General features: G+C 69.0%; 25 protein-coding genes, 1 tRNA gene and 1 riboswitch. Of the genes, 8 read left to right on the top strand and 18 right to left on the bottom strand.

The features are described 5' to 3' along the window. Window positions 1-181: 181 nt before the first annotated feature. The 4 genes from ACFXAE_RS14415 to ACFXAE_RS14400 form a co-directional block, all read right to left on the bottom strand. Window positions 182-967, bottom strand: coding sequence for a DUF1707 domain-containing protein (locus tag ACFXAE_RS14415; protein WP_384713242.1), 786 nt, complete (start codon window positions 965-967; stop codon window positions 182-184). A gap of 133 nt (window positions 968-1,100) precedes the next feature. Then, on the bottom strand, window positions 1,101-2,078 hold the full coding sequence (locus ACFXAE_RS14410; RefSeq protein WP_384713239.1) for an ATP-binding cassette domain-containing protein: 978 nt from the start codon (window positions 2,076-2,078) through the stop codon (window positions 1,101-1,103). A 6-nt stretch (window positions 2,079-2,084) separates the two neighbouring features. Next, on the bottom strand, window positions 2,085-2,906 hold the full coding sequence (locus ACFXAE_RS14405) for an ABC transporter permease (RefSeq protein WP_384713236.1): 822 nt from the start codon (window positions 2,904-2,906) through the stop codon (window positions 2,085-2,087). Then, the gene (locus ACFXAE_RS14400) at window positions 2,899-3,699 is read right to left on the bottom strand and encodes an ABC transporter permease (RefSeq protein WP_384713271.1); all 801 of its coding nucleotides are present in this window, start codon (window positions 3,697-3,699) and stop codon (window positions 2,899-2,901) included. The genes ACFXAE_RS14405 and ACFXAE_RS14400 overlap by 8 nt, the downstream gene beginning before the upstream one ends. A 241-nt stretch (window positions 3,700-3,940) precedes the next feature. Between ACFXAE_RS14400 and ACFXAE_RS14395 the strand changes: the two genes are divergently transcribed. Continuing rightward, the gene (locus ACFXAE_RS14395) at window positions 3,941-6,286 is read left to right on the top strand and encodes a transglycosylase domain-containing protein (protein ID WP_384713233.1); all 2,346 of its coding nucleotides are present in this window, start codon (window positions 3,941-3,943) and stop codon (window positions 6,284-6,286) included. A 23-nt stretch (window positions 6,287-6,309) separates the two neighbouring features. Here ACFXAE_RS14395 and ACFXAE_RS14390 read toward each other — a convergent pair whose 3' ends face one another. The 3 genes from ACFXAE_RS14390 to ACFXAE_RS14380 form a co-directional block, all read right to left on the bottom strand. Then, window positions 6,310-6,630, bottom strand: a complete 321-nt coding sequence (locus tag ACFXAE_RS14390; protein ID WP_384713230.1) for a DMT family transporter — start codon at window positions 6,628-6,630, stop codon at window positions 6,310-6,312. Between the two features lie 33 nt (window positions 6,631-6,663). Further along, a riboswitch (guanidine-III (ykkC-III) riboswitch) is annotated at window positions 6,664-6,725 on the bottom strand. Window positions 6,726-6,791: 66 nt separating this feature from the next. Further along, on the bottom strand, window positions 6,792-7,094 hold the full coding sequence (locus ACFXAE_RS14385) for a GroES family chaperonin (protein WP_384713268.1): 303 nt from the start codon (window positions 7,092-7,094) through the stop codon (window positions 6,792-6,794). 99 nt (window positions 7,095-7,193) lie between these two features. Beyond that, window positions 7,194-7,523 (bottom strand): DUF3618 domain-containing protein, encoded by a 330-nt coding sequence (locus tag ACFXAE_RS14380; protein WP_384713227.1) that lies wholly within the window; start codon window positions 7,521-7,523, stop codon window positions 7,194-7,196. A 151-nt stretch (window positions 7,524-7,674) separates the two neighbouring features. Between ACFXAE_RS14380 and bcp the strand changes: the two genes are divergently transcribed. From bcp to ACFXAE_RS14360, 4 genes are all read left to right on the top strand, one after another. Continuing rightward, window positions 7,675-8,142 (top strand): thioredoxin-dependent thiol peroxidase, encoded by a 468-nt coding sequence (gene bcp / locus ACFXAE_RS14375; protein ID WP_384713224.1) that lies wholly within the window; start codon window positions 7,675-7,677, stop codon window positions 8,140-8,142. A 134-nt stretch (window positions 8,143-8,276) separates the two neighbouring features. Then, window positions 8,277-8,897 (top strand): HNH endonuclease, encoded by a 621-nt coding sequence (locus ACFXAE_RS14370; protein WP_384713222.1) that lies wholly within the window; start codon window positions 8,277-8,279, stop codon window positions 8,895-8,897. After that, complete coding sequence (locus ACFXAE_RS14365) at window positions 8,894-9,760, top strand: HNH endonuclease signature motif containing protein (RefSeq protein ID WP_384713219.1); 867 nt, start codon at window positions 8,894-8,896, stop codon at window positions 9,758-9,760. Before ACFXAE_RS14370 ends, ACFXAE_RS14365 begins: the two co-directional genes overlap by 4 nt. A gap of 9 nt (window positions 9,761-9,769) precedes the next feature. Further along, a tRNA-Leu gene (locus ACFXAE_RS14360) sits at window positions 9,770-9,846 on the top strand. A gap of 64 nt (window positions 9,847-9,910) precedes the next feature. On the opposite strand, the gene rdgB is transcribed toward ACFXAE_RS14360, so the two are convergent. The 4 genes from rdgB to ACFXAE_RS14340 all read right to left on the bottom strand — a co-directional run bounded on the left by rdgB (window position 9,911) and on the right by ACFXAE_RS14340 (window position 12,157). Then, window positions 9,911-10,513, bottom strand: a complete 603-nt coding sequence (rdgB, locus tag ACFXAE_RS14355) for an RdgB/HAM1 family non-canonical purine NTP pyrophosphatase (protein WP_384713216.1) — start codon at window positions 10,511-10,513, stop codon at window positions 9,911-9,913. Window positions 10,514-10,546: 33 nt separating this feature from the next. Further along, the gene (locus tag ACFXAE_RS14350; RefSeq protein WP_384713213.1) at window positions 10,547-10,945 is read right to left on the bottom strand and encodes a hypothetical protein; all 399 of its coding nucleotides are present in this window, start codon (window positions 10,943-10,945) and stop codon (window positions 10,547-10,549) included. A gap of 144 nt (window positions 10,946-11,089) precedes the next feature. After that, on the bottom strand, window positions 11,090-11,827 hold the full coding sequence (gene rph / locus ACFXAE_RS14345) for a ribonuclease PH (RefSeq protein ID WP_384713210.1): 738 nt from the start codon (window positions 11,825-11,827) through the stop codon (window positions 11,090-11,092). A 96-nt stretch (window positions 11,828-11,923) separates the two neighbouring features. Next, a complete protein-coding gene (locus ACFXAE_RS14340) occupies window positions 11,924-12,157 on the bottom strand; it encodes a glucose PTS transporter subunit EIIB (RefSeq protein WP_384713207.1) in 234 nt (77 codons plus the stop codon). Between the two features lie 199 nt (window positions 12,158-12,356). On the opposite strand from ACFXAE_RS14340, the gene ACFXAE_RS14335 reads away from it, so the two are divergent. Both ACFXAE_RS14335 and ACFXAE_RS14330 read left to right on the top strand, forming a co-directional pair. Next, window positions 12,357-13,664: a PTS transporter subunit EIIC gene (locus tag ACFXAE_RS14335; RefSeq protein WP_384713204.1), complete on the top strand. Its 1,308-nt coding sequence runs from the start codon at window positions 12,357-12,359 to the stop codon at window positions 13,662-13,664. 287 nt (window positions 13,665-13,951) lie between these two features. Then, the gene (locus ACFXAE_RS14330) at window positions 13,952-15,214 is read left to right on the top strand and encodes a PTS transporter subunit EIIC (RefSeq protein ID WP_384713202.1); all 1,263 of its coding nucleotides are present in this window, start codon (window positions 13,952-13,954) and stop codon (window positions 15,212-15,214) included. A gap of 165 nt (window positions 15,215-15,379) precedes the next feature. Here ACFXAE_RS14330 and ACFXAE_RS14325 read toward each other — a convergent pair whose 3' ends face one another. Then, complete coding sequence (locus ACFXAE_RS14325; RefSeq protein WP_384713199.1) at window positions 15,380-16,132, bottom strand: MBL fold metallo-hydrolase; 753 nt, start codon at window positions 16,130-16,132, stop codon at window positions 15,380-15,382. A gap of 202 nt (window positions 16,133-16,334) precedes the next feature. On the opposite strand from ACFXAE_RS14325, the gene ACFXAE_RS14320 reads away from it, so the two are divergent. Next, window positions 16,335-16,469: a hypothetical protein gene (locus tag ACFXAE_RS14320; protein WP_384713196.1), complete on the top strand. Its 135-nt coding sequence runs from the start codon at window positions 16,335-16,337 to the stop codon at window positions 16,467-16,469. A 45-nt stretch (window positions 16,470-16,514) separates the two neighbouring features. Here ACFXAE_RS14320 and ACFXAE_RS14315 read toward each other — a convergent pair whose 3' ends face one another. From ACFXAE_RS14315 to ACFXAE_RS14290, 6 genes are all read right to left on the bottom strand, one after another. Beyond that, window positions 16,515-17,465, bottom strand: a complete 951-nt coding sequence (locus ACFXAE_RS14315) for a PLP-dependent cysteine synthase family protein (RefSeq protein ID WP_030825411.1) — start codon at window positions 17,463-17,465, stop codon at window positions 16,515-16,517. 6 nt (window positions 17,466-17,471) lie between these two features. Beyond that, the gene (locus ACFXAE_RS14310) at window positions 17,472-17,750 is read right to left on the bottom strand and encodes a MoaD/ThiS family protein (protein ID WP_384713193.1); all 279 of its coding nucleotides are present in this window, start codon (window positions 17,748-17,750) and stop codon (window positions 17,472-17,474) included. Between the two features lie 103 nt (window positions 17,751-17,853). Next, window positions 17,854-17,949, bottom strand: a complete 96-nt coding sequence (locus tag ACFXAE_RS14305; protein ID WP_361747754.1) for a putative leader peptide — start codon at window positions 17,947-17,949, stop codon at window positions 17,854-17,856. Window positions 17,950-18,048: 99 nt separating this feature from the next. Next, complete coding sequence (locus ACFXAE_RS14300; RefSeq protein WP_384713190.1) at window positions 18,049-18,471, bottom strand: Mov34/MPN/PAD-1 family protein; 423 nt, start codon at window positions 18,469-18,471, stop codon at window positions 18,049-18,051. Between the two features lie 154 nt (window positions 18,472-18,625). Continuing rightward, on the bottom strand, window positions 18,626-20,167 hold the full coding sequence (locus tag ACFXAE_RS14295) for an alanine/glycine:cation symporter family protein (protein ID WP_384713187.1): 1,542 nt from the start codon (window positions 20,165-20,167) through the stop codon (window positions 18,626-18,628). A gap of 372 nt (window positions 20,168-20,539) precedes the next feature. Continuing rightward, window positions 20,540-21,142 (bottom strand): DUF2017 domain-containing protein, encoded by a 603-nt coding sequence (locus tag ACFXAE_RS14290; protein ID WP_384713183.1) that lies wholly within the window; start codon window positions 21,140-21,142, stop codon window positions 20,540-20,542. Window positions 21,143-21,169 lie beyond the last annotated feature (27 nt).

Below are 21,169 nucleotides of genomic sequence, written 5' to 3'. Positions count from 1 at the left end.
TCCCGTACCCGGGGCTCCGCCCCGGACCCCGCTCCTCAAGCGCCGGAGGGGCTGGATCGCCCCAGGGGGCTGGATCGGCCGGAGGACTGGATCGGCCGGAGGACCGAGTCGGCCGGAGGACTGGATCGGCCGGAGGACCGAGTCGGCCGGAGGACTGGATCGGCCGGAGGACCGAGTCGGCTCAGCGGTCGTCGCGCCTGCGGGTCTCGCGTTCCTCCCGGGAGCCGTGGAGGTTCAGGTGGTCGTGGAGGTCGGGCAGGGAGCCCTCCAGTTCGCGGCGGCGTTCCTGCTTGCGTTCCAGTTTCTCCCTGCGGCGTTCCTCGCGCAGGCGCTGCTTCTCCGCCCGGGGGAGTTTGCGGTCGACACCGACGCCACCCCAGAAGGCGAAGCCCGTGACGATCACGCGCGGGGCGCCCGGCTCCCCCGGTACGCCCTCCTCCCGGTGATCGAAACCGCCCATGACGCCGACGCCGCGCACGACGACCTCGACACCGGGCGGGACGACGACCTCCACCCCGCCCATGATCGCGACCGCGTTGATGACGACCTCGCGGTCCGCGAAGTACGCCTCCCGCAGATCGATCTCGCCGCCGCCCCAGAAGGCGAAGCAGTTGAAGCGGCGCGGCACCGTCCAGTGACCCTTGCGCTGGAACCCCGCCATCACGGCCACGGCCCACGACGACGTCCCCGCGTCGTCGCCGCCGACGATCCTGTCCCCCCAAGTGCCGCTCCGCTCCGGCTGCTTCGCCAGGGACACGGCCGGTGCGGACGTCCCCTGGTCCGGCAGGTCGCGGGTGATCGGCGTCAGTTCCCCGTAGGTGCGCGCCTTGTACGTCGCGTCCAGCCGTTCCTCGAACTCCTCCATGTCGAGGCGGCCCTCCGCGAGGGCGTCCCGCAGGATCTCGGCGACCCGTTCCCGGTCGGCGTCGGAGGCGCGGAGGTCCGGGGCGGCTGCGTCTTCGGTCATACCAGCAGCCTACGAGTTGTCTCCGCCACACGGCTACGACAGGGCCCGGCCGGCTAAGAGAGGGCCCGCCCGGTTACGGGAGGGCCCGCCCGGTTACGGGAGGGCCCGCCCGGTTACGGGAGGGCCCGCCCGGTTACGGTAGGGCCCGCCCGGCTCGCTCCTCGTACATCCTGGCGATCACCGCCTCGATGTCCGGCTCCCGCACCGACAGGTCCACCAGCGGGTACCGTGCCGCGACCCGCGCCACCAGCTCCGCCGCCGACGCCGACGCCGGGAACGCCAGCCACTGCCGCGGCCCCTCCACCCGCACCACCCGCGCGGGAGCGGGCGCCTCGATCGGCGGCAGCTCCCGCTCCAGGTCCACCACCAGCGTCCGCTCGCTCTCCCCCACCTCGTGCAGCCCGGCGAGAGCACCGTCGTACACCAGCCGGCCGTGGTCGATGACCATCACCCGCGAGCACAACTGCTCGATGTCCTGCAGGTCGTGCGTGGTCAGCAGCACCGTCGTGGCCCGCTCGGCGTTCAACTGCCGCAGGAAGTCCCGCACCCTGGTCTTGGAGACGACGTCCAGACCGATCGTCGGCTCGTCGAGGTACAGCACCTCCGGGTCGTGCAGCAGCGCCGCCGCGATGTCCCCGCGCATCCGCTGGCCGAGCGAGAGCTGACGCACCGGAACGTCCAACAGCTCCCCCAGATCCAGGAGTTCGGTCATCCGCTCCAGGTTCTCCCGGTACCGCGCGTCCGGGATGCGGTACATGCGGTGCATCAACTTGTACGAGTCGATCAGCGGCAGGTCCCACCACAGCGTCGTCCGCTGCCCGAACACCACCCCGATCCGGTGCGCCAGCCGCGTCCGCTCACGGGACGGGTCGATCCCGGCGACCCGCAGCCGCCCGCCGCTCGGCGTGAGGATCCCCGTCAGCATCTTGACCGTCGTCGACTTCCCGGCACCGTTCGGACCGATGTAACCGACCATCTCGCCCCGCGCCACCGTGAACGAGAGCGAGTCGACCGCCCGCACCCGATGCCGCTCCCGCCGCAGGAAGCCGGCCTTCCTGTGCACGTCGAAGACCTTCTCCACGCCGTCGAGTTCGATGAAGGCGTCGTCCATCGTCTGCTAACTCCCCGTGCTCCGGTACGACCTGAGACCCGTCCGCCACGCCAGCCCCGCCAGCCCACAACACCCCGCCGCCACCAGCGGCGACGCGAACGCCGCCCACCCCGGCAGCCCGACCGGGTACGGCCGCTCCAGCACGTACGCGGCGGGCACCCAGTTGACGAAGGCGAGCGGCAGCATGAACGTCACCCCGCGCACCAGGTCCTTCCCGAACACGCTCGGCGGATACTGCAGCAGCGTGTTCCCGCCGTACGTGAACGCGTTCTGCACCTCGGCCGCGTCCTGCGCGAAGATCTGGAACGCCGCGCCCGCCACGAACACCGCCGAGAAGATCGCCGCACCACTGACCACCATCACCGGCACCAGCAGCACCTTCACCGCGCTCCAGTCGACGTCCACCGACACCAGCGCCCAGCCCAGCACCACCGCGCCCTGGGTGATCCGGCCCAGCCGGCGCAGCGCGAAACGGTCCGCGCCGACCTGCGCCAGCACCGGCACCGGACGCACCAGCAGGACGTCGAACGAGCCGTCCCGTATCCGCCCGCCCAGCACGTCCATCGAGCCGAGCACCAGGTCGGCGATCCCGAACGCCGTCGCCGACAGCCCGTACAACAGGGCGATCTCCGGCAACGACCAGCCGCCCAACGAGTCGACCTGCGAGAACATCAGCAGGATCCCCACGAAGTCCAGCCCGGTCACCAGCAGGTTCCCGAACACCGTGAAGACGAAGGACATCCGGTACGTCATCCCGGACCGCACCCACATCCCGGCGATCAGCCCGTAGGCCCGCAGCCCCTCCACGACCGCACTCCGCTCACCCACCCTGCACCACCACCCGGCGCGTCGCCACCGACTGCAGCAGCCGTCCCGCCGCCAGCAGCGCCACCGCCCACGCCGCCTGGAACGCGAACGCGCCCCACACGTCCGTCTCCCCCATCAGCACATCCGCCGGCACCTGCAACTGCGCCGCCCACGGCAGCACCCGCACGACGTCACCGAGCCCGCCCGGAAAGGCGTTCAGCGGCAGCACCATGCCCGAGAAGAACACCCCCGTGATCATCAGCACCTGACCGACACCCCTGCCGTCCATCAGCCAGAACACACTCAGCGCCGCCAGATAGCGGATCGCGAAACTCACCACCGCCGCCAGCAGCAGCGTGACCGCGAACGCCGCCCACACGGACACCTCCCCCGGCAGCGCCATCGGAAAGAACAGCCAACCGAACACGAACGGCACCACCCCCCGCCCCAGCAACTGGAACGCCGCCCGCCCCACGTCACCCGCCAGCCACCACACCTGCAGATCCACCGGCCGGTACAGGTCGACGGCGATCTCACCGGTACGGATGCGTTCCATCAGGTCCTTCTCCGCACCCCCGCCCTGGATCGCCAGCGTCGCGTACAGACACTGCCCCAGCCACACGTACGTGACCGCCTGCGCCTGGTCGTACCCGCCCAGACCCGGCCGCTCCTCCCACAGCGCCAGATACGTGTACACGAGGATCAGCCCGAACACCGTGTTGGTGAACACCCCGGCCGCCGTCGCCACCCGGTACGACGCGTACCGCCTGAAACCCCCCACCGCGACGGCCAGGTACAACCGCGCCGAACCCACGCCCCGCACCCCGCCCTCCTCCCGCATCCGGCACCGAAGCGCAGGAGCCTAGTGCGCCCGCCGCACCCCCTGCCACGCATTTTCGTTGGGCCACGTGCGGGGCCATGTGTGTGACAAGCCGCGTGCGCGCGCCACGCGCGGCGTCAACGGGGACGCGCCACCGGATGGGACAGTCTTGAATAAGAGGCACACACCACGGCGCAGTGGAACGAACCAGGCGAAACAGGAGTCCGTGCACGACATGAGCGACGAGCCGCAGCCGCAGCCGCCCGGGAAGCAGCCCGGGAAGGGCTGGGCACCGAGAAAGCCCCCGGCCGCCGCCCCGAAGAGGCCCGAACGCACCGGATGGCACCGACTGCTCCCCACCTGGCGCATGGCCCTCGGCGGCTTCCTCATCGCCGCCCTCCTCGTCGTCGGCGGCTTCTTCCTCGGCTACCACCTCGTCCAGATCCCCGCCGCCAACGCCCTCGCCACCCAGCAGGCCAACGTCTACCTCTACGCCGACGGCTCCGTCATCGCCCGCGACGGCGAGGTCAACCGGGAGAACGTCACCCTCTCCCAGATCTCCGAGGACGCCCGGCACGCCGTACTCGCCGCCGAGGACCGCGACTTCTACACCGAGTCCGCCATCGACCCCCAGGCCATGGTCCGCGCCGCCTGGAACACCGCCACCGGCAAGGGCAGACAGTCCGGCTCCACCATCACCCAGCAGTACGTGAAGAACTACTACCTCCGCCAGGAACAGACCGTCACCCGCAAGGTGAAGGAGTTCTTCATCGCCATCAAACTCGACCGCGAACAGACCAAGGACCAGATCCTCGAGGGCTACCTCAACACCAGCTTCTTCGGCCGCGGCGCCTACGGAATCCAGGCCGCCGCCCACGCCTACTACGGCATCGACGCCTCCCGGCTCGACGCCGGCCGCGCCGCCTACCTCGCCGCCCTCGTCAACGCCCCCAGCCAGTACGACGTCATCACCCACCCCGAGAACCGCGACACCGTCGAACGCCGCTGGAACTACGTCCTCGACGGCATGGTCGACGAAGGCTGGCTCAGCACCTCCGAACGCGCCGGCCTGAAATTCCCCGTGCCCCAGCGGACCACCGTCTCCACCAGCATGTCCGGCCAGCGCGGCTACATCGTCAACATCGTCAAGAACCAACTCGTCAAGAACAAGATCGTCGACGAGGCCGCCCTCGACACCGGCGGCTACCGCATCACCACCACCCTGCACAAGGACAAGCAGGACGCCTTCGTCGACGCCGTCAACGACAAACTCATGGACCGGCTCGACCGGGAGAACCGCGAGGTCGACACCTACGTCCGCGCCGGCGGCGCCTCCATCGACGTCAAGACCGGCAAGGTCGTCGCCATGTACAACGGCATCGACTACGTCAAGCAGTACACCCCCAACGCCACCCGCCGGGACTTCCAGACCGGCTCCAGCTTCAAACCCTTCGTCTTCACCGCCGCCGTCGAAAACGGCTCCCGCACCCGGGACGGCCACCCCATCACCCCCAACACCGTCTACGACGGCACCAGCGAACGCCCCGTCCAGGGCTGGCCCGGCGACCGCTACGCCCCCGAGAACGAGGACCACCGCGACTACGGCGACATCACCGTCCGCGAAGCCACCGACAAGTCCGTCAACGCCGTGTACGCACAGATGGCCGTCGACGTCGGCCCCGACAAGGTCCGACAGACCGCCATCGACCTCGGCCTGTCCGAGAACACCCCCAGCCTCGACGACGCCGGACCCTCCATCGCCCTCGGCGTCGCCACCGCCAGCGTCCTCGACATGGCCAAGGCGTACGCCACCCTCGCCAACCACGGCAAACACAGCGACTACACCATGGTCGAGAAGATCACCCAGAACGGACGCGACATCGGCCTGCCCGAACGCCACACCCGCCAGGCCGTCAGCCGCCAGGCCGCCGACACCACCACCTCCGTCCTGCGCGGCGTCGTCGAGAACGGCACCGCCACCGCCGCCCAGACCGCCGGCCGCCCCGCCGCCGGCAAGACCGGCACCGCCGAGGAGGACACCGCCGCCTGGTTCGCCGGCTACACCCCCGACCTCGCCACCGTCGTCGCCGTCATGGGCCAGGACCCCGTCACCGCCGGCCACAAACCCCTCTACGGCGCCATGGGCCTGCCCCGCATCAACGGCGGCGGCGCCCCCGCCGAGATCTGGGGCCAGTACACCCACGAAGCCCTCAAGGACGTACCGGTCACGGCCTTCACCCTCCGCCTCCAGCCCGGCGCCTGGAAGACCCAGCCACCACCGAGCGACTCCAGCACCGGACCGTCCTCGACCGGCGTCGCCGACGACGACAGCGGCGACGGCAGCAGCAGTCAGACACCGGGCGAGGCGGAGACGGGCGACCAGCCCACCGGCCAGGACGAAGAGGAACCACCCCAGGGACAGACCGACGGCAACACCACCGGCGGCGAGACGGAAGACGACAGCGGAACCACCACAGGCGACACCGGCGAAGACGACGGCGAAGGCGACACCAACGGAGACGACAGCCCCGTCCCGGACGGCCTCACCGGCGCCCTCACCCAGAACAGCCGCTGGGACTAGGACCGACCCGACCCGCCCGCCGCTCAGTGCCCGGACGTCGCCTTCAGCCCCACCACGGCCACCAGCAACAGACAGATGAAGAAGATCCGCGCGGCCGTCACCGGCTCACCCAGCACCCACATGCCCAGCACCGCCGCCCCGGCCGCACCGATCCCCACCCACACGCCGTACGCCGTACCGATCGGCAGCGTACGAGCCGCGTACGACAACAGCAGCATGCTCGTCACGATGCCCGCACCGGTGAGCAGACTCGGAACCAGCCGGGTGAAACCATCGGTGTACTTCATCCCCACCGACCAGCCGACCTCCAGCAGACCGGCGACCACAAGCAGAACCCAGGCCATGACAGACACCTCCGGGACACGAACGGAAACGGGGGTGCGTCGTCTTTGCCTTCACCCCGGTACGGCGCGTCTCGTCGGGGCCCTCACGGGTCCCACCACCCTAGCCCGGAAACGAGAGAAGGGCTGGTGACAACGGCCACCAGCCCCTCTCGACCATCGAACTACAGGTACAAACCGGTCGAATCCTCGGAACCCTCGAAACGATCCGCGGCCACGGCGTGCAGATCACGCTCCCGCATCAGCACGTACGCCGTCCCCCGTACCTCGACCTCCGCCCGGTCCTCCGGGTCGTACAACACCCGGTCACCCGCCTCCACGGTCCGTACGTTCTGCCCCACCGCGACCACCTCGGCCCAGGCCAGCCGACGGCCCACCGCCGCCGTCGCGGGAATCAGGATGCCGCCCCCCGAACGCCGCTCGCCCTCACTCGTGTCCTGCCGCACGAGTACGCGATCGTGCAGCATCCGGATGGGCAGCTTGTCGTCCTGGGAACCGGGCTCGTGTCTCTTGGTGCTCACGTCCTGAAACCTACCTGCATCCACCCCGAACGCACGCGGTCGGGGTCATCGCCCGCGCCGACGGGACCCCAGGACCAGCAGCCCCACGACCCCCACCACCAACACCGCCACCGGAACCACCCGCTCCAGCCGGGGCGAACCCTCCTCGTCCACGAACTGCGCCTTCACGTCACTCACCACGCCGTTGACACGGACGTACGCCCGTCCCAGCGTGTGGTCGACGTTCGAGACGACCCGGGCCCTGGCATCCCCCACGATCGTCTTCGGATGCACCCGCACACCGATCTCGTCCAGGGTCTCGGCCAGCACCGCACGACGGCGCCTGATGTCCGCCTCGATCTGCGCCGGGGTTCTGGGGTCCGCCGTGTCCGCCACCGTGCCGCCTCCGAAATCCACTGATACCTGTTGTGCACCTGTGCCGGACAGTCTGTCAGCTCCACACCGCCACGCACTGTCAGGACCCCCGGTTACCCTCGATCCCGGCACCCGATCCACGCAGCGCGTACGTACGAGGAGACCAGAGACGATGAGCGACCGCCTCCAGCCCGGGGACGAGGCCCCCGCCTTCACCCTGCCCGACGCCGACGGCAACGAGGTGTCCCTGGCCGACCACAAGGGCCGCAAGGTCATCGTCTACTTCTACCCGGCCGCTCTCACCCCCGGCTGCACCAAGCAGGCCTGCGACTTCACCGACAACCTGGAGCTGCTGGCCGGCGCCGGCTACGACGTCATCGGCATCAGCCCCGACAAGCCGGAGAAGCTCGCCAGGTTCCGCGAGGCGGAGTCCCTGAAGGTCACCCTCCTCGCCGACCCGGAGAAGCAGGTCCTGGACGCGTACGGCGCCTACGGCGAGAAGAAGAACTACGGCAGGACCTACATGGGCGTCATCCGCTCCACGATCGTCGTGGACGAGGAGGGCAAGGTCGAACGCGCCCTCTACAACGTCCGGGCGACGGGCCACGTCGCCAAGATCATCAAGGACCTGGGCGTCTGACCCCGCCGAGCCTGCGGAGCGGCCCGTACCGGAACCCCGGTACGGGCCGCTCCGTTTTTCGTACGTGACCGTCCGATATCCGGTTCGTTACTCCGTACGAGGCCACGAACGGGTGGCCGGGGACGGAGGGAAGCATGGGGGTCAGGTACACCCGTGAGCTGCTCGAAGAGGCGGCTCGGGCGACAACGAACTGGGACGACGCCGTACGCTGGTGCGGCGGGTCACCCACGCCTGGCAGCAGGCGCTATCTACGTCAGAAAATGGCCGAGGCAGGCGTAGATGTCACACACTTTCCAACACAGTGGACACGCCACACCGAGGAGGCACTCCGAGAGGCCGTCGCCTCGTCGGCCAGTGTCAAGGAGGTACTTCGCCGCCTGGGTATCAACCCGGTAGGCGGCAACCACACGCACATCAGCCGCCGTATCGCGACGCTGGGCATCGACACATCCCACTTCACTGGACGACCGCGAAAACCAAGAAGTCCGCACGGCGATCTCTTGACTCTTCGCACGCCACAGGCCGGCAGGATCGCGGGAAGTCGGCTGCTACGACACTTGCTCCGGTCCGGAATCCCGGAAAGCTGCGCCATGTGCGGCACTGGACCCAAGTGGAACGGCAAACCCCTCCGCCTAGAGGTCGACCACCTCGACGGCTCCTGGTGGGACAACCGTCCGGAGAACCTTCGGCTGCTCTGCCCCAACTGCCATGCCGTAACGGACACATATCGAGGTCGCAGGCGCAGGGCCGCATGAGCAAGCCGAAGTACACACGCGATCTGCTGACACGCACTGCGGCCGAGGCCACCAGCATGGTCGACCTGATGCACAAGCTCGGAGCGCCAATAGGAAGCGGCCCTCGCTGCTATCTCAGCAAGCGGCTACAGCACTACGGCATCGACATCTCGCACTTCCGCGAGGATTCGCTGCCAGAACGCGAACGACGCAGCTACCCGGAAGAACTCCTCAGAGAAGCCGCCGCTCATACGAACAGCATCAGGGAGATGCTGGAGTACATGGAGCTTCCCCCGCAGGACAGCCCGTACGGCCACATCAGGAAGAGGCTGGACAAGTTCGGGATCGACACCTCGCACTTCACCAGCGGACGCGCGTACGGTCCTGGTCTTCTTCCCCGCACCGAATTGGCGGCAGCGGTGAAGACCTCCACGAGCGTGGCTGGAGTCCTCGCGGCCCTTGACCGAAGCAACAGCGGTACAGCTCGGGCACTCGTGAAGCGCAGCATCGAAGCGTACGGCCTGTCGACCGTCCACTTCACAGGACAGGGCCACTATCGCGGTACCCGCTCCCCAAACCGCAAGTCGGCGGCCGAGATCCTGGTGCGGCTCGCTCCCGGATGTGCCCGTACCAAGACGGCTCTGCTCCGGCGGTCCCTTGACGACCTCGGCGTACCGCATGTCTGCGGCGAGTGCGGAATCGGAGACACCTGGCAGGGCAGGCGACTCGTACTGGAGATTGATCACATCAATGGCGATCGTCTGGACAACCGTCAGGAGAACCTGCGTTACCTCTGCCCGTCCTGCCACAGCCAGACGAGTACGTTCGCCAATCGATCACGCGAACGCCTCATCCCGCCACAACGGCTCGCCAAGTACCAGTAAGCTGTGCGTGGGGCCGTAGCCCAATTTCGGCAGGAGGCACCACTTTTAGGTAGTGGACAGTGCGAGTTCGAGTCTCGTCGGCCCCACCTTCAGGGCGCGGCTCCCAGCGGGGAGTCGCGCCCTTCCAGCTTCTTGCACGCTCGGCCTCAGTCAGCCCAACAGCTCCCGCACCACCGGCACCAGCGCCCGGAACGCCTTCCCCCGGTGGCTGATCGCGTTCTTCTCCTCCGGCGTCAGTTCCGCGCAGGTCCGCGTCTCGCCCTCCGGCTGGAGGATCGGGTCGTAGCCGAAGCCGCCGGTGCCCGCCGGGGTGTGGCGGAGGGTGCCCATCAGGTGGCCCTCGACCACGCGCTCCGTGCCGTCGGGGAGTGCCAGGGCCGCCGCGCAGGCGAAGTAGGCGCCCCGGTGTTCGTCGGCGATGTCGGACAGTTGGGCGAGGAGGAGGTCGAGGTTGGCCTTGTCGTCGCCGTGGCGGCCTGCCCAGCGGGCGGAGAAGATGCCGGGGGCGCCGTTCAGGACGTCGACGCAGAGGCCGGAGTCGTCGGCGACGGCGGGGAGGCCGGTGGCCCGGGCGAGGGCGTGGGCCTTGAGCAGCGCGTTCTCGGCGAAGGTGACGCCGGTTTCCTTGACGTCGGGGATGTCGGGGTAGGCGTCGGCGCCGACGAGGTCGTGGGGCAGGCCCTCGTCGGCGAGGATCGCGCGCAGTTCGGTGATCTTTCCGGCGTTGCGGGTGGCGAGGATCAGGCGGGTCATGGGCCCAGTATCCCGGCCTCGTCGGCCGGCTTCTTACGGGGTGCAGACCTTGGTGAGTTCGCCGGCGGCGTCGGTGATGGGGCTGATGTCGGGGGTCTCGTCGCCGTTCCGGATGGAGGTGCGGACGCTTTCGACGGCTTTTTCGAGGTCGTCGACGGCTTTGCTCACGTCGGCGTTGTCGGTCTTGTCGCCGATGTCGGTGAGGTTTTTGTCTATGGATTCGAGGGATTCCTCGAGTCGGGTGACGTCGTTGCCGGCGTTTTCGACGGCCTGTTGCATGTCGGTGACGCTGTCGGCGATGGCGTCGGCGGTCTGGACGCAGTCCAGTGCCTTGTCGACGGCGGCGCAGCCGGTGGTGAGTCCGGCGGTCAGCGCGACGGCCGCCAGGGTGGCGGCGACGGCTGTGGTGCGGCGTCGGCGGCTCGCGGCCATGGGACGGTTCCTCCCCTTGTCGGGCCGGTGGGTGGCCCTGGTTGTTGGCCGGGCGCTCGGGGGTGAGCCGTGCGCCCGTATTTCTTCAGACGCGGTGGTGGCCGGCGTGGTTGCCCGCGTCGGCCGCCTGCCTTGGTGTGTCCTTTACCTTTCGAGGGCGGTGTCGAGTGCGGCGCGCTGGGCGGCGGCGAGTTCGGTGCAGCCGGTGACGGCGAGGTCGAGGAGGGTGTTGAGTTCGTCGCGGGCGAAGGGTTCGGCTTCGGCGGTGCCCTGGACTTCGACGAAGCGGCCGTCGCCGGTGCAGACGACGTTCATGTCGGTGTCGGCCTTGACGTCTTCCTCGTAGCGGAGGTCGAGGAGGGGGACGCCGGCGACGATGCCGACGGAGACGGCGCTGACGGTGCCGGTGAGGGGCTGGCGGTTCGCCTTGATGAGTTTCTTGCCCTGGGCCCAGGTGATGGCGTCGGCGAGGGCGACGTAGGAGCCGGTGATGGCGGCGGTGCGGGTGCCGCCGTCGGCTTGGAGGACGTCGCAGTCGAGGACGATGGTGTTCTCGCCGAGGGCTTTGTAGTCGATGACGGCGCGCAGGGAGCGGCCGATGAGGCGGCTGATCTCGTGGGTGCGGCCGCCGATGCGGCCGCGGACGGATTCGCGGTCGCCGCGGGTGTTGGTGGCGCGGGGGAGCATGGCGTATTCGGCGGTGACCCAGCCCTCGCCGCTGCCTTTGCGCCAGCGGGGGACGCCTTCGGTGACGGAGGCGGTGCAGAGGACTTTGGTGTCGCCGAAGGAGACGAGGACGGAGCCTTCGGCGTGCTTGCTCCAGCCGCGTTCGATGGTGACCGGGCGGAGTTGTTCGGGGGTGCGGCCGTCGATTCGGGACATGGCGCTGAGCCTAGCGTCAGCGGTGTGTGGGGAAGTGCCACATGTGGAAGGGGCCCCTCCTGTGGTGGGGAGGGGTCCCGGGGTGAAGCGTGGGCTTCACATCATGTCTTCGATTTCGGCTGCGATGGGGTCGGCGTCGGTGCCGATGACGACCTGGATGGCGCTGCCCATTTTGACGACGCCGTGGGCGCCGGCGGCCTTGAGGGCGGTTTCGTCGACCTTGGCGGGGTCGACGACTTCGGTGCGGAGGCGGGTGATGCAGCCTTCGATTTCTTCGATGTTGTCGATGCCGCCGAGTCCGGCAACGATCTTCTCAGCCTTGGTGGCCATGTTCGTTCTCCCTGATCCGAACCGCTTTGTCGCAGTAACCCACAGTTGGCCCATCTTTGCGAGCGGTCCTGTCGTGGGTGCCGGATGATGGCGTCACGACTGCGGAACCGTCCTGTCTCACTGGTCTACACCACCGGGTGGACTGCCGCCAAACCCGTCGTCGCCGCTTTTCAGACTGCTCTCCAGGGAGAGGGACCGGATGAGTGCCGAGAGTGCCGCCGGCGCCGGGAGTGCGGTCTCTCCCGCGCGTGAGCGGTGGAACCGTTTGTTCCAGGGTCTGCAGAAGATGGGGCGGAGTCTGCAGTTGCCGATCGCGGTGCTGCCGGCGGCGGGCATCCTGAACCGGCTGGGGCAGCCGGATGTGTTCGGGGAGGAGGGTCTGGGCTGGACGAACGTCTCCAGGGTGATGACGGGCGCGGGTGGCGCGCTGCTGGACGGTTCGCTGGGGTTGCCGCTGTTGTTCTGTGTGGGCGTGGCGATCGGGATGGCGAAGAAGGCGGACGGGTCGACGGCGTTGGCGGCGGTGGCGGGGTTCCTCGTCTATTACAACGTGCTGCGCCAGTTCCCGGAGGACTGCCCTCGGGGGTCGAGGGCGGTGCCGATGGTGGGCTGCCAGGTGACCGACGGGACGGTGACGGCGTTCACGTACCAGAATCCGGGTGTTTTCGGGGGCATCGTCATCGGGCTGATGGCGGCGTATTTCTGGCAGCGGTTCCATCGGACCAAGCTGGTGGACTGGCTCGGTTTCTTCAACGGGCGGCGTCTGGTCCCGATCATCATGGCGTTCGCGGCGATCGTGTTCGCGGCGCTGTGTCTGTGGGTGTGGCCGCCGGTGGGTGACGGGCTGGAGGGTTTCAGCGACTGGCTCAGTGGCCTGGGCGCGTGGGGTGCGGGTGTGTTCGGTGTGGCGAACCGGGCGCTGCTGGTGATCGGGTTGCACCAGTTCCTGAACGTGCCGATGTGGTTCCAGTTCGGCAGTTACACCAGGCCGGACGGCACGGTGGTGCATGGCGACATCAATATGTTCCTGGCGGGTGATCCGGCCGCGGGCCAGTTCACCACCGGCTTCTTCCCGATCATGATGTTCGCGCTGCCGGCCGCCGCGCTGGCGATCACGCACTGTGCGAAGCCGCATCGGCGCAAGGAGGTGGGCGGGCTGATGCTGTCGGTGGGGCTGACGTCGTTCGTGACCGGTATCACCGAGCCGTTGGAGTACTCCTTCCTGTTCGTCGCGCCGGTGCTGTACGTGATCCACGCGGTGCTGACGGGTGTGTCGATGGCGGTGACGTGGGGTCTGGGGGTGAAGGACGGGTTCAGTTTCTCGGCCGGGTTCATCGACTACGTCATCAACTGGAATCTGGCCACCAGGCCGTGGCTGATCGTTCCGGTCGGGTTGTGCTTCGCGGCGGTGTATTACGTGATCTTCCGGTTCGCGATCACGAGGTTCGGTCTGAGGACTCCGGGGCGGGAGCCGGAGGAGGAGGTGGAGGACGTGGCGAAGGCGTGATCTCGTAGGGTGGAGGCGGCTGTTCGAGCCCTCGGACCGTGTGGTCCGGGGGCTTTTCGGTGTGCCCGTCGGGGTTTCCGTTCGGGGGTCACTGCGGGTACGGCGGGTACGGCGGGTAGCCCGGCGGTAGCAGGAATCGCGGGTTCCTTATGTGGCCTTCATCGTGCTACAACAGGTCTACACCACTCAGTGGTGTAGACCATGCGCGCGGGCTTCCCGCCGCGCGTTCGGGACGCCGCCGTCCTCATTGTGTCCCCTGGCGGCGCCTTGCCCACTGGAGGAAGACGATGACCACGGCGAGCACGGCAACCGCCGACAAGAAGAAGGGCGCCGGCGCGATGGCCGTCCTGCAGCGCATCGGCCGCAGCCTCATGCTGCCGGTCGCGGTGCTGCCCGCGGCGGCGCTGCTGGTGCGCCTCGGCAACTCGGACATGCTGGGACGCGACTCGTTCCCCGGCTTCATCACCAAGATCGCCGGCTTCATGGCGGCCGGCGGCAACGCGATCCTCGACAACATGGCGCTGCTGTTCGCCGTGGGCATCGCGATCGGTTTCGCGAAGAAGTCGGACGGTTCGACCGCTCTCGCGGCGGTCGTCGGCTACCTGGTCTTCAAGAACGTGCTGGCCACCTTCACCGACGAGAACCTTCCCCAGGTCGCCACGGCCGTCGACGGCAAGGTCGTGATGGTGGACGCGCCGGTGGACGCCAAGGTCCTCGGCGGCGTGGTGATGGGCATCGTGGTGGCGCTGCTCTACCAGCGCTTCTACCGCACGAAGCTCCCGGACTGGGCCGGTTTCTTCGGCGGCCGCCGCCTGGTGCCGATCCTGTCGGCCTTCGCCGGTCTGGTGATCGGCATCGTCTTCGGTTACATCTGGCCGGTCCTCGGCACCCTCCTGCACAACTTCGGTGAGTGGCTGGTGGGCTCGGGTGCCGTCGGTGCCGGCATCTTCGGTGTGGCCAACCGCGCGCTCATCCCGATCGGCATGCACCACCTGCTGAACTCCTTCCCGTGGTTCCAGGCGGGCGAGTACGAGGGCAAGAGCGGTGACATCGCGCGCTTCCTGGCCGGTGACCCGACCGCCGGCCAGTTCATGACCGGCTTCTTCCCGATCATGATGTTCGCCCTGCCGGCCGCCTGCCTGGCCATCGTGCACTGCGCCCGGCCCGAGCGCCGCAAGGTCGTCGGCGGCATGATGTTCTCCCTCGCGCTCACCTCGTTCGTGACCGGCGTCACCGAGCCGATCGAGTTCACCTTCATGTTCATCGCGCCGGTGCTCTACGCCATCCACGCGGTGCTGACCGGTGTGTCCATGGCGCTGACGTGGGCCCTGGGCATGAAGGACGGCTTCGGCTTCTCCGCCGGCGCGGTCGACTACTTCCTCAACCTCGGCATCGCCAGCAACCCGTGGGGCCTGGCCCTGGTGGGCCTGTGCTTCGCGGTGGTCTACTACGCGGTCTTCCGCTTCGCCATCACCAGGTTCAACCTGCCGACGCCCGGCCGGGAGTCGGACGAGGAACTGGCGGAACTGCAGAAGGCGGAGGCGAAGTAACCTTCCGGTCCGCGCCTCGTCGCGCACGCGCCGTGCGGACGTGCCGGGGCAGCCGGGCCGGGCCGCGAGCCCGAGGACCTCACCGAGGCGTGAGCGGTCCCCGTACGAGGGGAGGGTCCCGGAACCGAGTCGGTTCCGGGGCCCTCCCCTTCGCGCCGGGCGTGCTCAGATCTCGTACGTCGCCCCGGCCGCCGCCAGCCCCACCGGGCCGTCGTACGCCGTGCGGGCGTCGGTGAGGTTGATCTGCGGGTCGGTCCACGGCGGGATGTGGGTGAGGATCAGGCGGCGGGCGCCCGCGCGGGCCGCCGTCTCACCCGCCTCGCGGCCGTTGAGGTGCAGGTCGGGGATGTTCTCCTTGCCGTGCGTGAAGGCGGCCTCGCACAGGAAGAGGTCGGCGTCGCGGGCGAGGTCGTCGAGCGCGGGGCTCACGCCCGTGTCGCCGGAGTAGGTCAGTGTCCTGCCGCCGTGTTCGATGCGGATGCCGTACGCCTCGACCGGGTGCGCGACGCGCTCGGTGTGGACGAGGAACGGGCCGATCTCGAAGGTGGACGGCTTGACCGTGTGGAAGTCGAAGACCTCGCTCATGGAGGAGGCCGAGGGGGTGTCGGCGTAGGCGGTGGTCAGCCGGTGCTCGGTGCCCTCGGGTCCGTGGACCGGCAGGGGGGCGCAGCGGCCGCCGTCGTGCCGGTAGTAGCGCGCCACGAAGTAGGCGCACATGTCGATGCAGTGGTCGGCGTGCAGGTGGCTGAGGAAGATCGCGTCGAGGTCGTAGAGACCGCAGTGGCGCTGCAGCTCGCCCAGGGCGCCGTTGCCCATGTCGAGGAGCAGCCGGAAGCCGTCGGCCTCGACGAGGTAGCTCGAGCAGGCCGATTCCGCGGACGGGAACGACCCCGAGCAGCCGACGACGGTGAGCTTCATGAAGCAGAAACCTCCGCTGGCGGGTGTGGAGAGACGGGGGTCGTGCGGTTTGTCGAGCGTAAGGCGCAAAACCTGTGGTCGCTCCTCCGCCAAGGGCCGTTGTGGGCGAACTCACCTGTGCTGTCACCGGTTCGGCTGGAAGCGGCGCGTGCCGGGGCCGGGAGGGGCGTGCGGGGGTGGCGCGCGCCGGTACGGTCGGGGCATGGACACGGCTTGGTGGCTCGCGCTCGCCGCGGTGGTACTGCTCGCGCTCGTGACCGCGCTCGTCGACGGGTGGGGACGGGGGCACCGGCCCCGGCGGCGGGAGGGCGGGCGGGACGACTCCGGGAACGCGTGAGGGGCCGGAGACGCTGCTCTCCGGCCCCTCGTCGTGCGTGGTGTCCTACGCCCAGAGCTGGCCCTGGAGGGTGTCGATGGCCTCTTCCGTCGTCGCGGCGGTGTAGACGCCGGTCGACAGGTACTTCCAGCCGCCGTCGGCGACGACGAAGACGACGTCGGCGCTCTCGCCGGCCTTGAGTGCCTTGTTCGCCACGCCGATCGCCGCGTGCAGGGCGGCGCCGGTGGAGACGCCGGCGAAGATGCCCTCCTGCTGGAGGAGTTCGCGGGTGCGGGTGACGGCGTCGGCGGAGCCGACGGAGAAGCGGGTGGTGAGGACGGAGGCGTCGTACAGCTCGGGGACGAAGCCCTCGTCGAGGTTGCGCAGGCCGTAGACGAGGTCGTCGTAGCGCGGTTCGGCGGCGACGATCCTGACGTCGGGCTTGTGCTCGCGCAGGTAGCGGCCGACGCCCATGAGGGTGCCGGTGGTGCCGAGGCCGGCCACGAAGTGGGTGAGGGAGGGGAGGTCGGCGAGGATCTCGGGGCCGGTGGTCGCGTAGTGGGCGCCGGCGTTGTCCGGGTTGCCGTACTGGTAGAGCATCACCCAGTCGGGGTGTTCGGCGGAGAGTTCCTTGGCGACGCGTACGGCGGTGTTGGAGCCGCCGGCGGCCGGGGAGGAGATGATCTCCGCGCCCCACATGCCGAGCAGGTCGCGGCGTTCCTGCGAGGTGTTCTCGGGCATCACGCAGACCATGCGGTAGCCCTTGAGCTTGGCGGCCATGGCCAGGGAGATGCCGGTGTTGCCGCTGGTCGGCTCGAGGATGGTGCAGCCCGGGGTGAGGCGGCCGTCCTTCTCCGCCTGTTCGATCATGAACAGGGCGGGGCGGTCCTTGATCGAGCCGGTGGGGTTGCGGTCCTCCAGCTTCGCCCAGATCCGGACGTCCGCGGACGGCGACAGCCGCGGCAGGCGCACCAGGGGGGTGTTGCCCACCGCGGCCAGCGGGGAGTCGTAGCGCATCGCCGATCAGGCCATGCCGCCGGCGACGGCCGGCAGGATCGTGACGTTGTCGCCGTCGGACAGCTTGGTGTTGATGCCGTCGAGGAAGCGGACGTCCTCGTCGTTGAGGTAGACGTTGACGAAGCGGCGCAGCTGTTCGCCGTCCACGATGCGGGCGTGGATGCCGGTGTGCCGGGTCTCGAGGTCGGTGAAGAGCTCGGCGATGGTGTTCCCGGTGCCCTCCACCGCCTTCTGACCGTCGGTGTAGGTGCGGAGGATGGTCGGGATGCGGACCTCGATGGCCATGGCTGAGGGCTCCTGTCGGAAGTGTCTGTCGTGGGTTCGAGCAGGGCGCGCGGCGGCGCGCGGCAGTTCGCCGCGGCTCACGGCCCACGGCGGCAGCGGAAGATCAACAGATGGCGCTGTTCAGCCTGCACAGGTCGACGTGCAGCCGCGCCACGAGCAGTGTGCCCGGCGCTGTTTCGCTCACGTCGTGGAGAACCATGGGGTCATCGTATCGATTCCCGGACCGGTCTCCGGAGTGTGATCTCACGCTTCGGACACCTTTCTTCCGGGATGCGAGATCGGGGCCGTGTCCGCCGGGTCAGTAGGCCTCGACGACCTCGACCTCCTCCTCGGTGACCTCGCCCTCCAGGATGCGGAAGGAGCGGAACTGGAACGCGCCGGCGCCGTCGGTGTCGGCGGTGGAGACCAGGACGTAGTGGGCGCCGGGCTCGTTGGCGTAGGAGATGTCGGTGCGGGAGGGGTAGGCCTCGGTCGCGGTGTGGGAGTGGTAGATGACCACCGGCTCCTCGTCGTTGTCGTCCATCTCGCGGTACAGCTTCAGCAGGTCCTGGGAGTCGAACTCGTAGAAGGTGGGCGAGCGGGCCGCGTTCAGCATGGGGATGAAGCGCTCGGGGCGGCCGGCGCCCACCGGGCCCGCCACCACGCCGCACGCCTCGTCGGGGTGGTCCTCGCGGGCGTGGGCGACGATCCGGTCGTACAGGGCCTGGGTGATGGTCAGCATGGGGCTCAGGATAAGCAGACGGGCCGTTCCGTACCGAGGGGTGGTACGGAACGGCCCGTATGCCGGACGCCTTGAGCGGAGGGCGCAGGGGGTGCCACGAGTACCCCCTGCGGCCCGGCGTCCCGGTGAGGACGGAAGAAGCCTGCCCGCGGGCTCAGATCGTCTTGGCGGCCTGAGCGCCGGGCTCCCCGGATTCCTCCCCCGTCGCGTCACCGGCGGTGCGGCGGCGCACGAAGTCCAGGAAGGTGTCGAGCTCCCGCTTGACCACGGGGGCCAGCAGGTACAGGCCGATGATGTTGAACACCGAGAGCAGGAAGAGTGCCGAGTCGGCGAGGCTGATCAGCGAGTCGAGGGAGAGCAGGGAGCCGGCGACCACGAACACGCTCCACACGATCTTGAAGGTCGTCTCGCTGGCCTTGCTCCGGCCGAAGAGGTAGCCCCAGGCCTTGAGGCCGTAGTAGCCCCAGGTCAGAATCGTGGAGAAGGCGAACAGCAGCACTGCGACGGTCAGCAGGTTCGGGAACCAGGGCAGGACGGTCTCGAAGGCGTCGGAGGTGATCGTGACGCCGCCGATGCTCTCGCCCTCACGGGCCTCGCCCCAACTGGCGGGGTTGGCGATGACGATGGTCAGCGCGGTCATGGTGCAGATGACGACCGTGTCGATGAACGGCTCCAGCAGGGCGACCAGGCCCTCGCTCGCGGGGTGCTTGGTCTTGACCGCGGAGTGGGCGATCGGCGCGGAGCCGAGACCGGCCTCGTTGGAGAAGGCGGCCCGCTGGAAGCCGACGATCAGGGCGCCGATCACACCGCCCGCGACGCCGTCCGCCTGGAAGGCGCCCTGGAAGATGTCCCCGATCGCGTCGGGCACGGCGGTGACGTTCGTCAGGATGACGATCAGGCAGGCCACGACGTACATGATCGCCATGGCGGGGACCAGTCGGCTGGTGACCGAGGCGATGGAGCGGATGCCGCCGAGCAGCACGAGGCCGACCAGGGCGGCCACGACCAGGCCGAAGAGCACGGCACCGGCGGAGGAGGCCAGGAAACCGTCCTCGCCGCCGAAGGTCGAGGAGATCTGCGCGTAGCTCTGGTTGGTCTGGAACAGGTTGCCGCCGAACAGACCGAAGAAGAGGATCATGGCGGAGGCCAGGACGGCGAGCACCTTGCCGAGCTTGGCGCCGCCGCTGCCGAAGCGCTCGGCGAGTCCCTTGGGCAGGTAGTGCATCGGGCCGCCGGAGACGGTGCCGTCCGCGTGCTCCTCGCGGTACTTCACACCGAGGGTGACCTCGACGAACTTGGTGGCCATGCCGAGCAGGCCGCACAGGATCATCCAGAAGGTGGCTCCCGGGCCGCCAATGGAAACGGCGACGGCCACACCGGCGATGTTGCCGAGGCCGACGGTGCCGGAGACGGCGGCGGTCAGTGCCTGGAAGTGGTTGACCTCGCCGGGAGAGCCTTCCTCGTCGTACTTGCCGCGCACGACGTCGAAGGCGAGTTTGAGTTTGCGCGCCTGGATGAGGCCGAACCAGCCGGTGAAGACCAGGCCGGCGACCACGAGCCACGCGACGATGAGCGGTAGCTCGGTGCCACCGACCGGGACGGTGTAGAAGACGATGTCGCCGACGGTGGTCGCGACGGGATCGAAGAAATCACTGACGGCGTCGTCGATGTTTTGGGTGATGGAGTCGAGTGACATCGAACTTCCTCAGTTGGCGCGGGGACGTGCTGGCGTGGCGCAGCAGAGCGGGTGGTGATGTGGGCGGGCCCACGTCCCGTTCGGCGACGGCGACGGGTCGGCGGCCCGGGGACCGGGGCCGTCGTCCTCTTGTCGTGCTGGTCGTACACGCCGGCGGTGGCCGGCTGCCTTGCTCGCGGCTGAGGGTGGGCCGCAGGCGAGTTGCCGATTCTTACCACGCCGTTCACCTGGGATTGAGTGACGCAGATCACGGGAAAGTGCCCCTACGGGGTAAATCCGCAGGGGCGGTGACGGGATCGTTATCCGGACTTGAGGTTCCTCTGAGCGAACAGTTCAGGGGATCTTTCCGGACAGATGCAGATACGGCTACGACTACGGCATGAGTGTCGAGACGAGGGTCTCCTGGAGTCCGCCGAGCCACAGGTACGCCATCACCATCGGCTTGCGCGGGTCCTCGGCGGGGAGGTGGAAGAGGAGGTCGCTGTCGTCCTCGTCGCTGATCTCCAGGCGGGAGCCGATCGCGAGGCGCAGGTCGTTGAGGGCGCCGAGCCACTGGCGGGACGCGTCCGGCGACAGTTCCAGCACCGCGCCGCCCCCGCCGGCCGGGGTGAGCCCGTCCAGGGAGCGGATCACCGCGAGGGCGTTGTCGCGTTTGCCGGCCCGCAGGTCGTTCTCGGTGTAGCGGCGGAACTCGGCGGAGTGGGCCCGCTGCTCCTCGGCCTCCTCGGCCCGCGGGGTGCCCTCGGGATCGCCGTAGGCGTCCGGGAAGAGGCGGCGCAGCACGGGGTCGGAGGGGGGTTCGCTCGGCCCCTCGGCGAAGAGGCCGGCGAACGGGTCGCCGGAGGCGTCCTCGGCGGGTCCGGGGCCGAGGAGCTCCATCAACTGCACGGCCAGGGACCGGATGATGGAGATCTCGACGTCGTCGAGGGCGACGGCCGCGCCGCCGCCGGGGAGCGGTTCGAAGGTTCCTGGCATGGCGGCGATTCGCTGCTTCCGGTCCTG

This window comes from Streptomyces sp. NPDC059454, assembly GCF_042749965.1.
Classification (GTDB): Bacteria; Actinomycetota; Actinomycetes; order Streptomycetales; family Streptomycetaceae; genus Streptomyces.
Note: the sequence above shows the minus strand (reverse complement) of the source record. Positions and strands in the feature narration are given on the sequence as shown.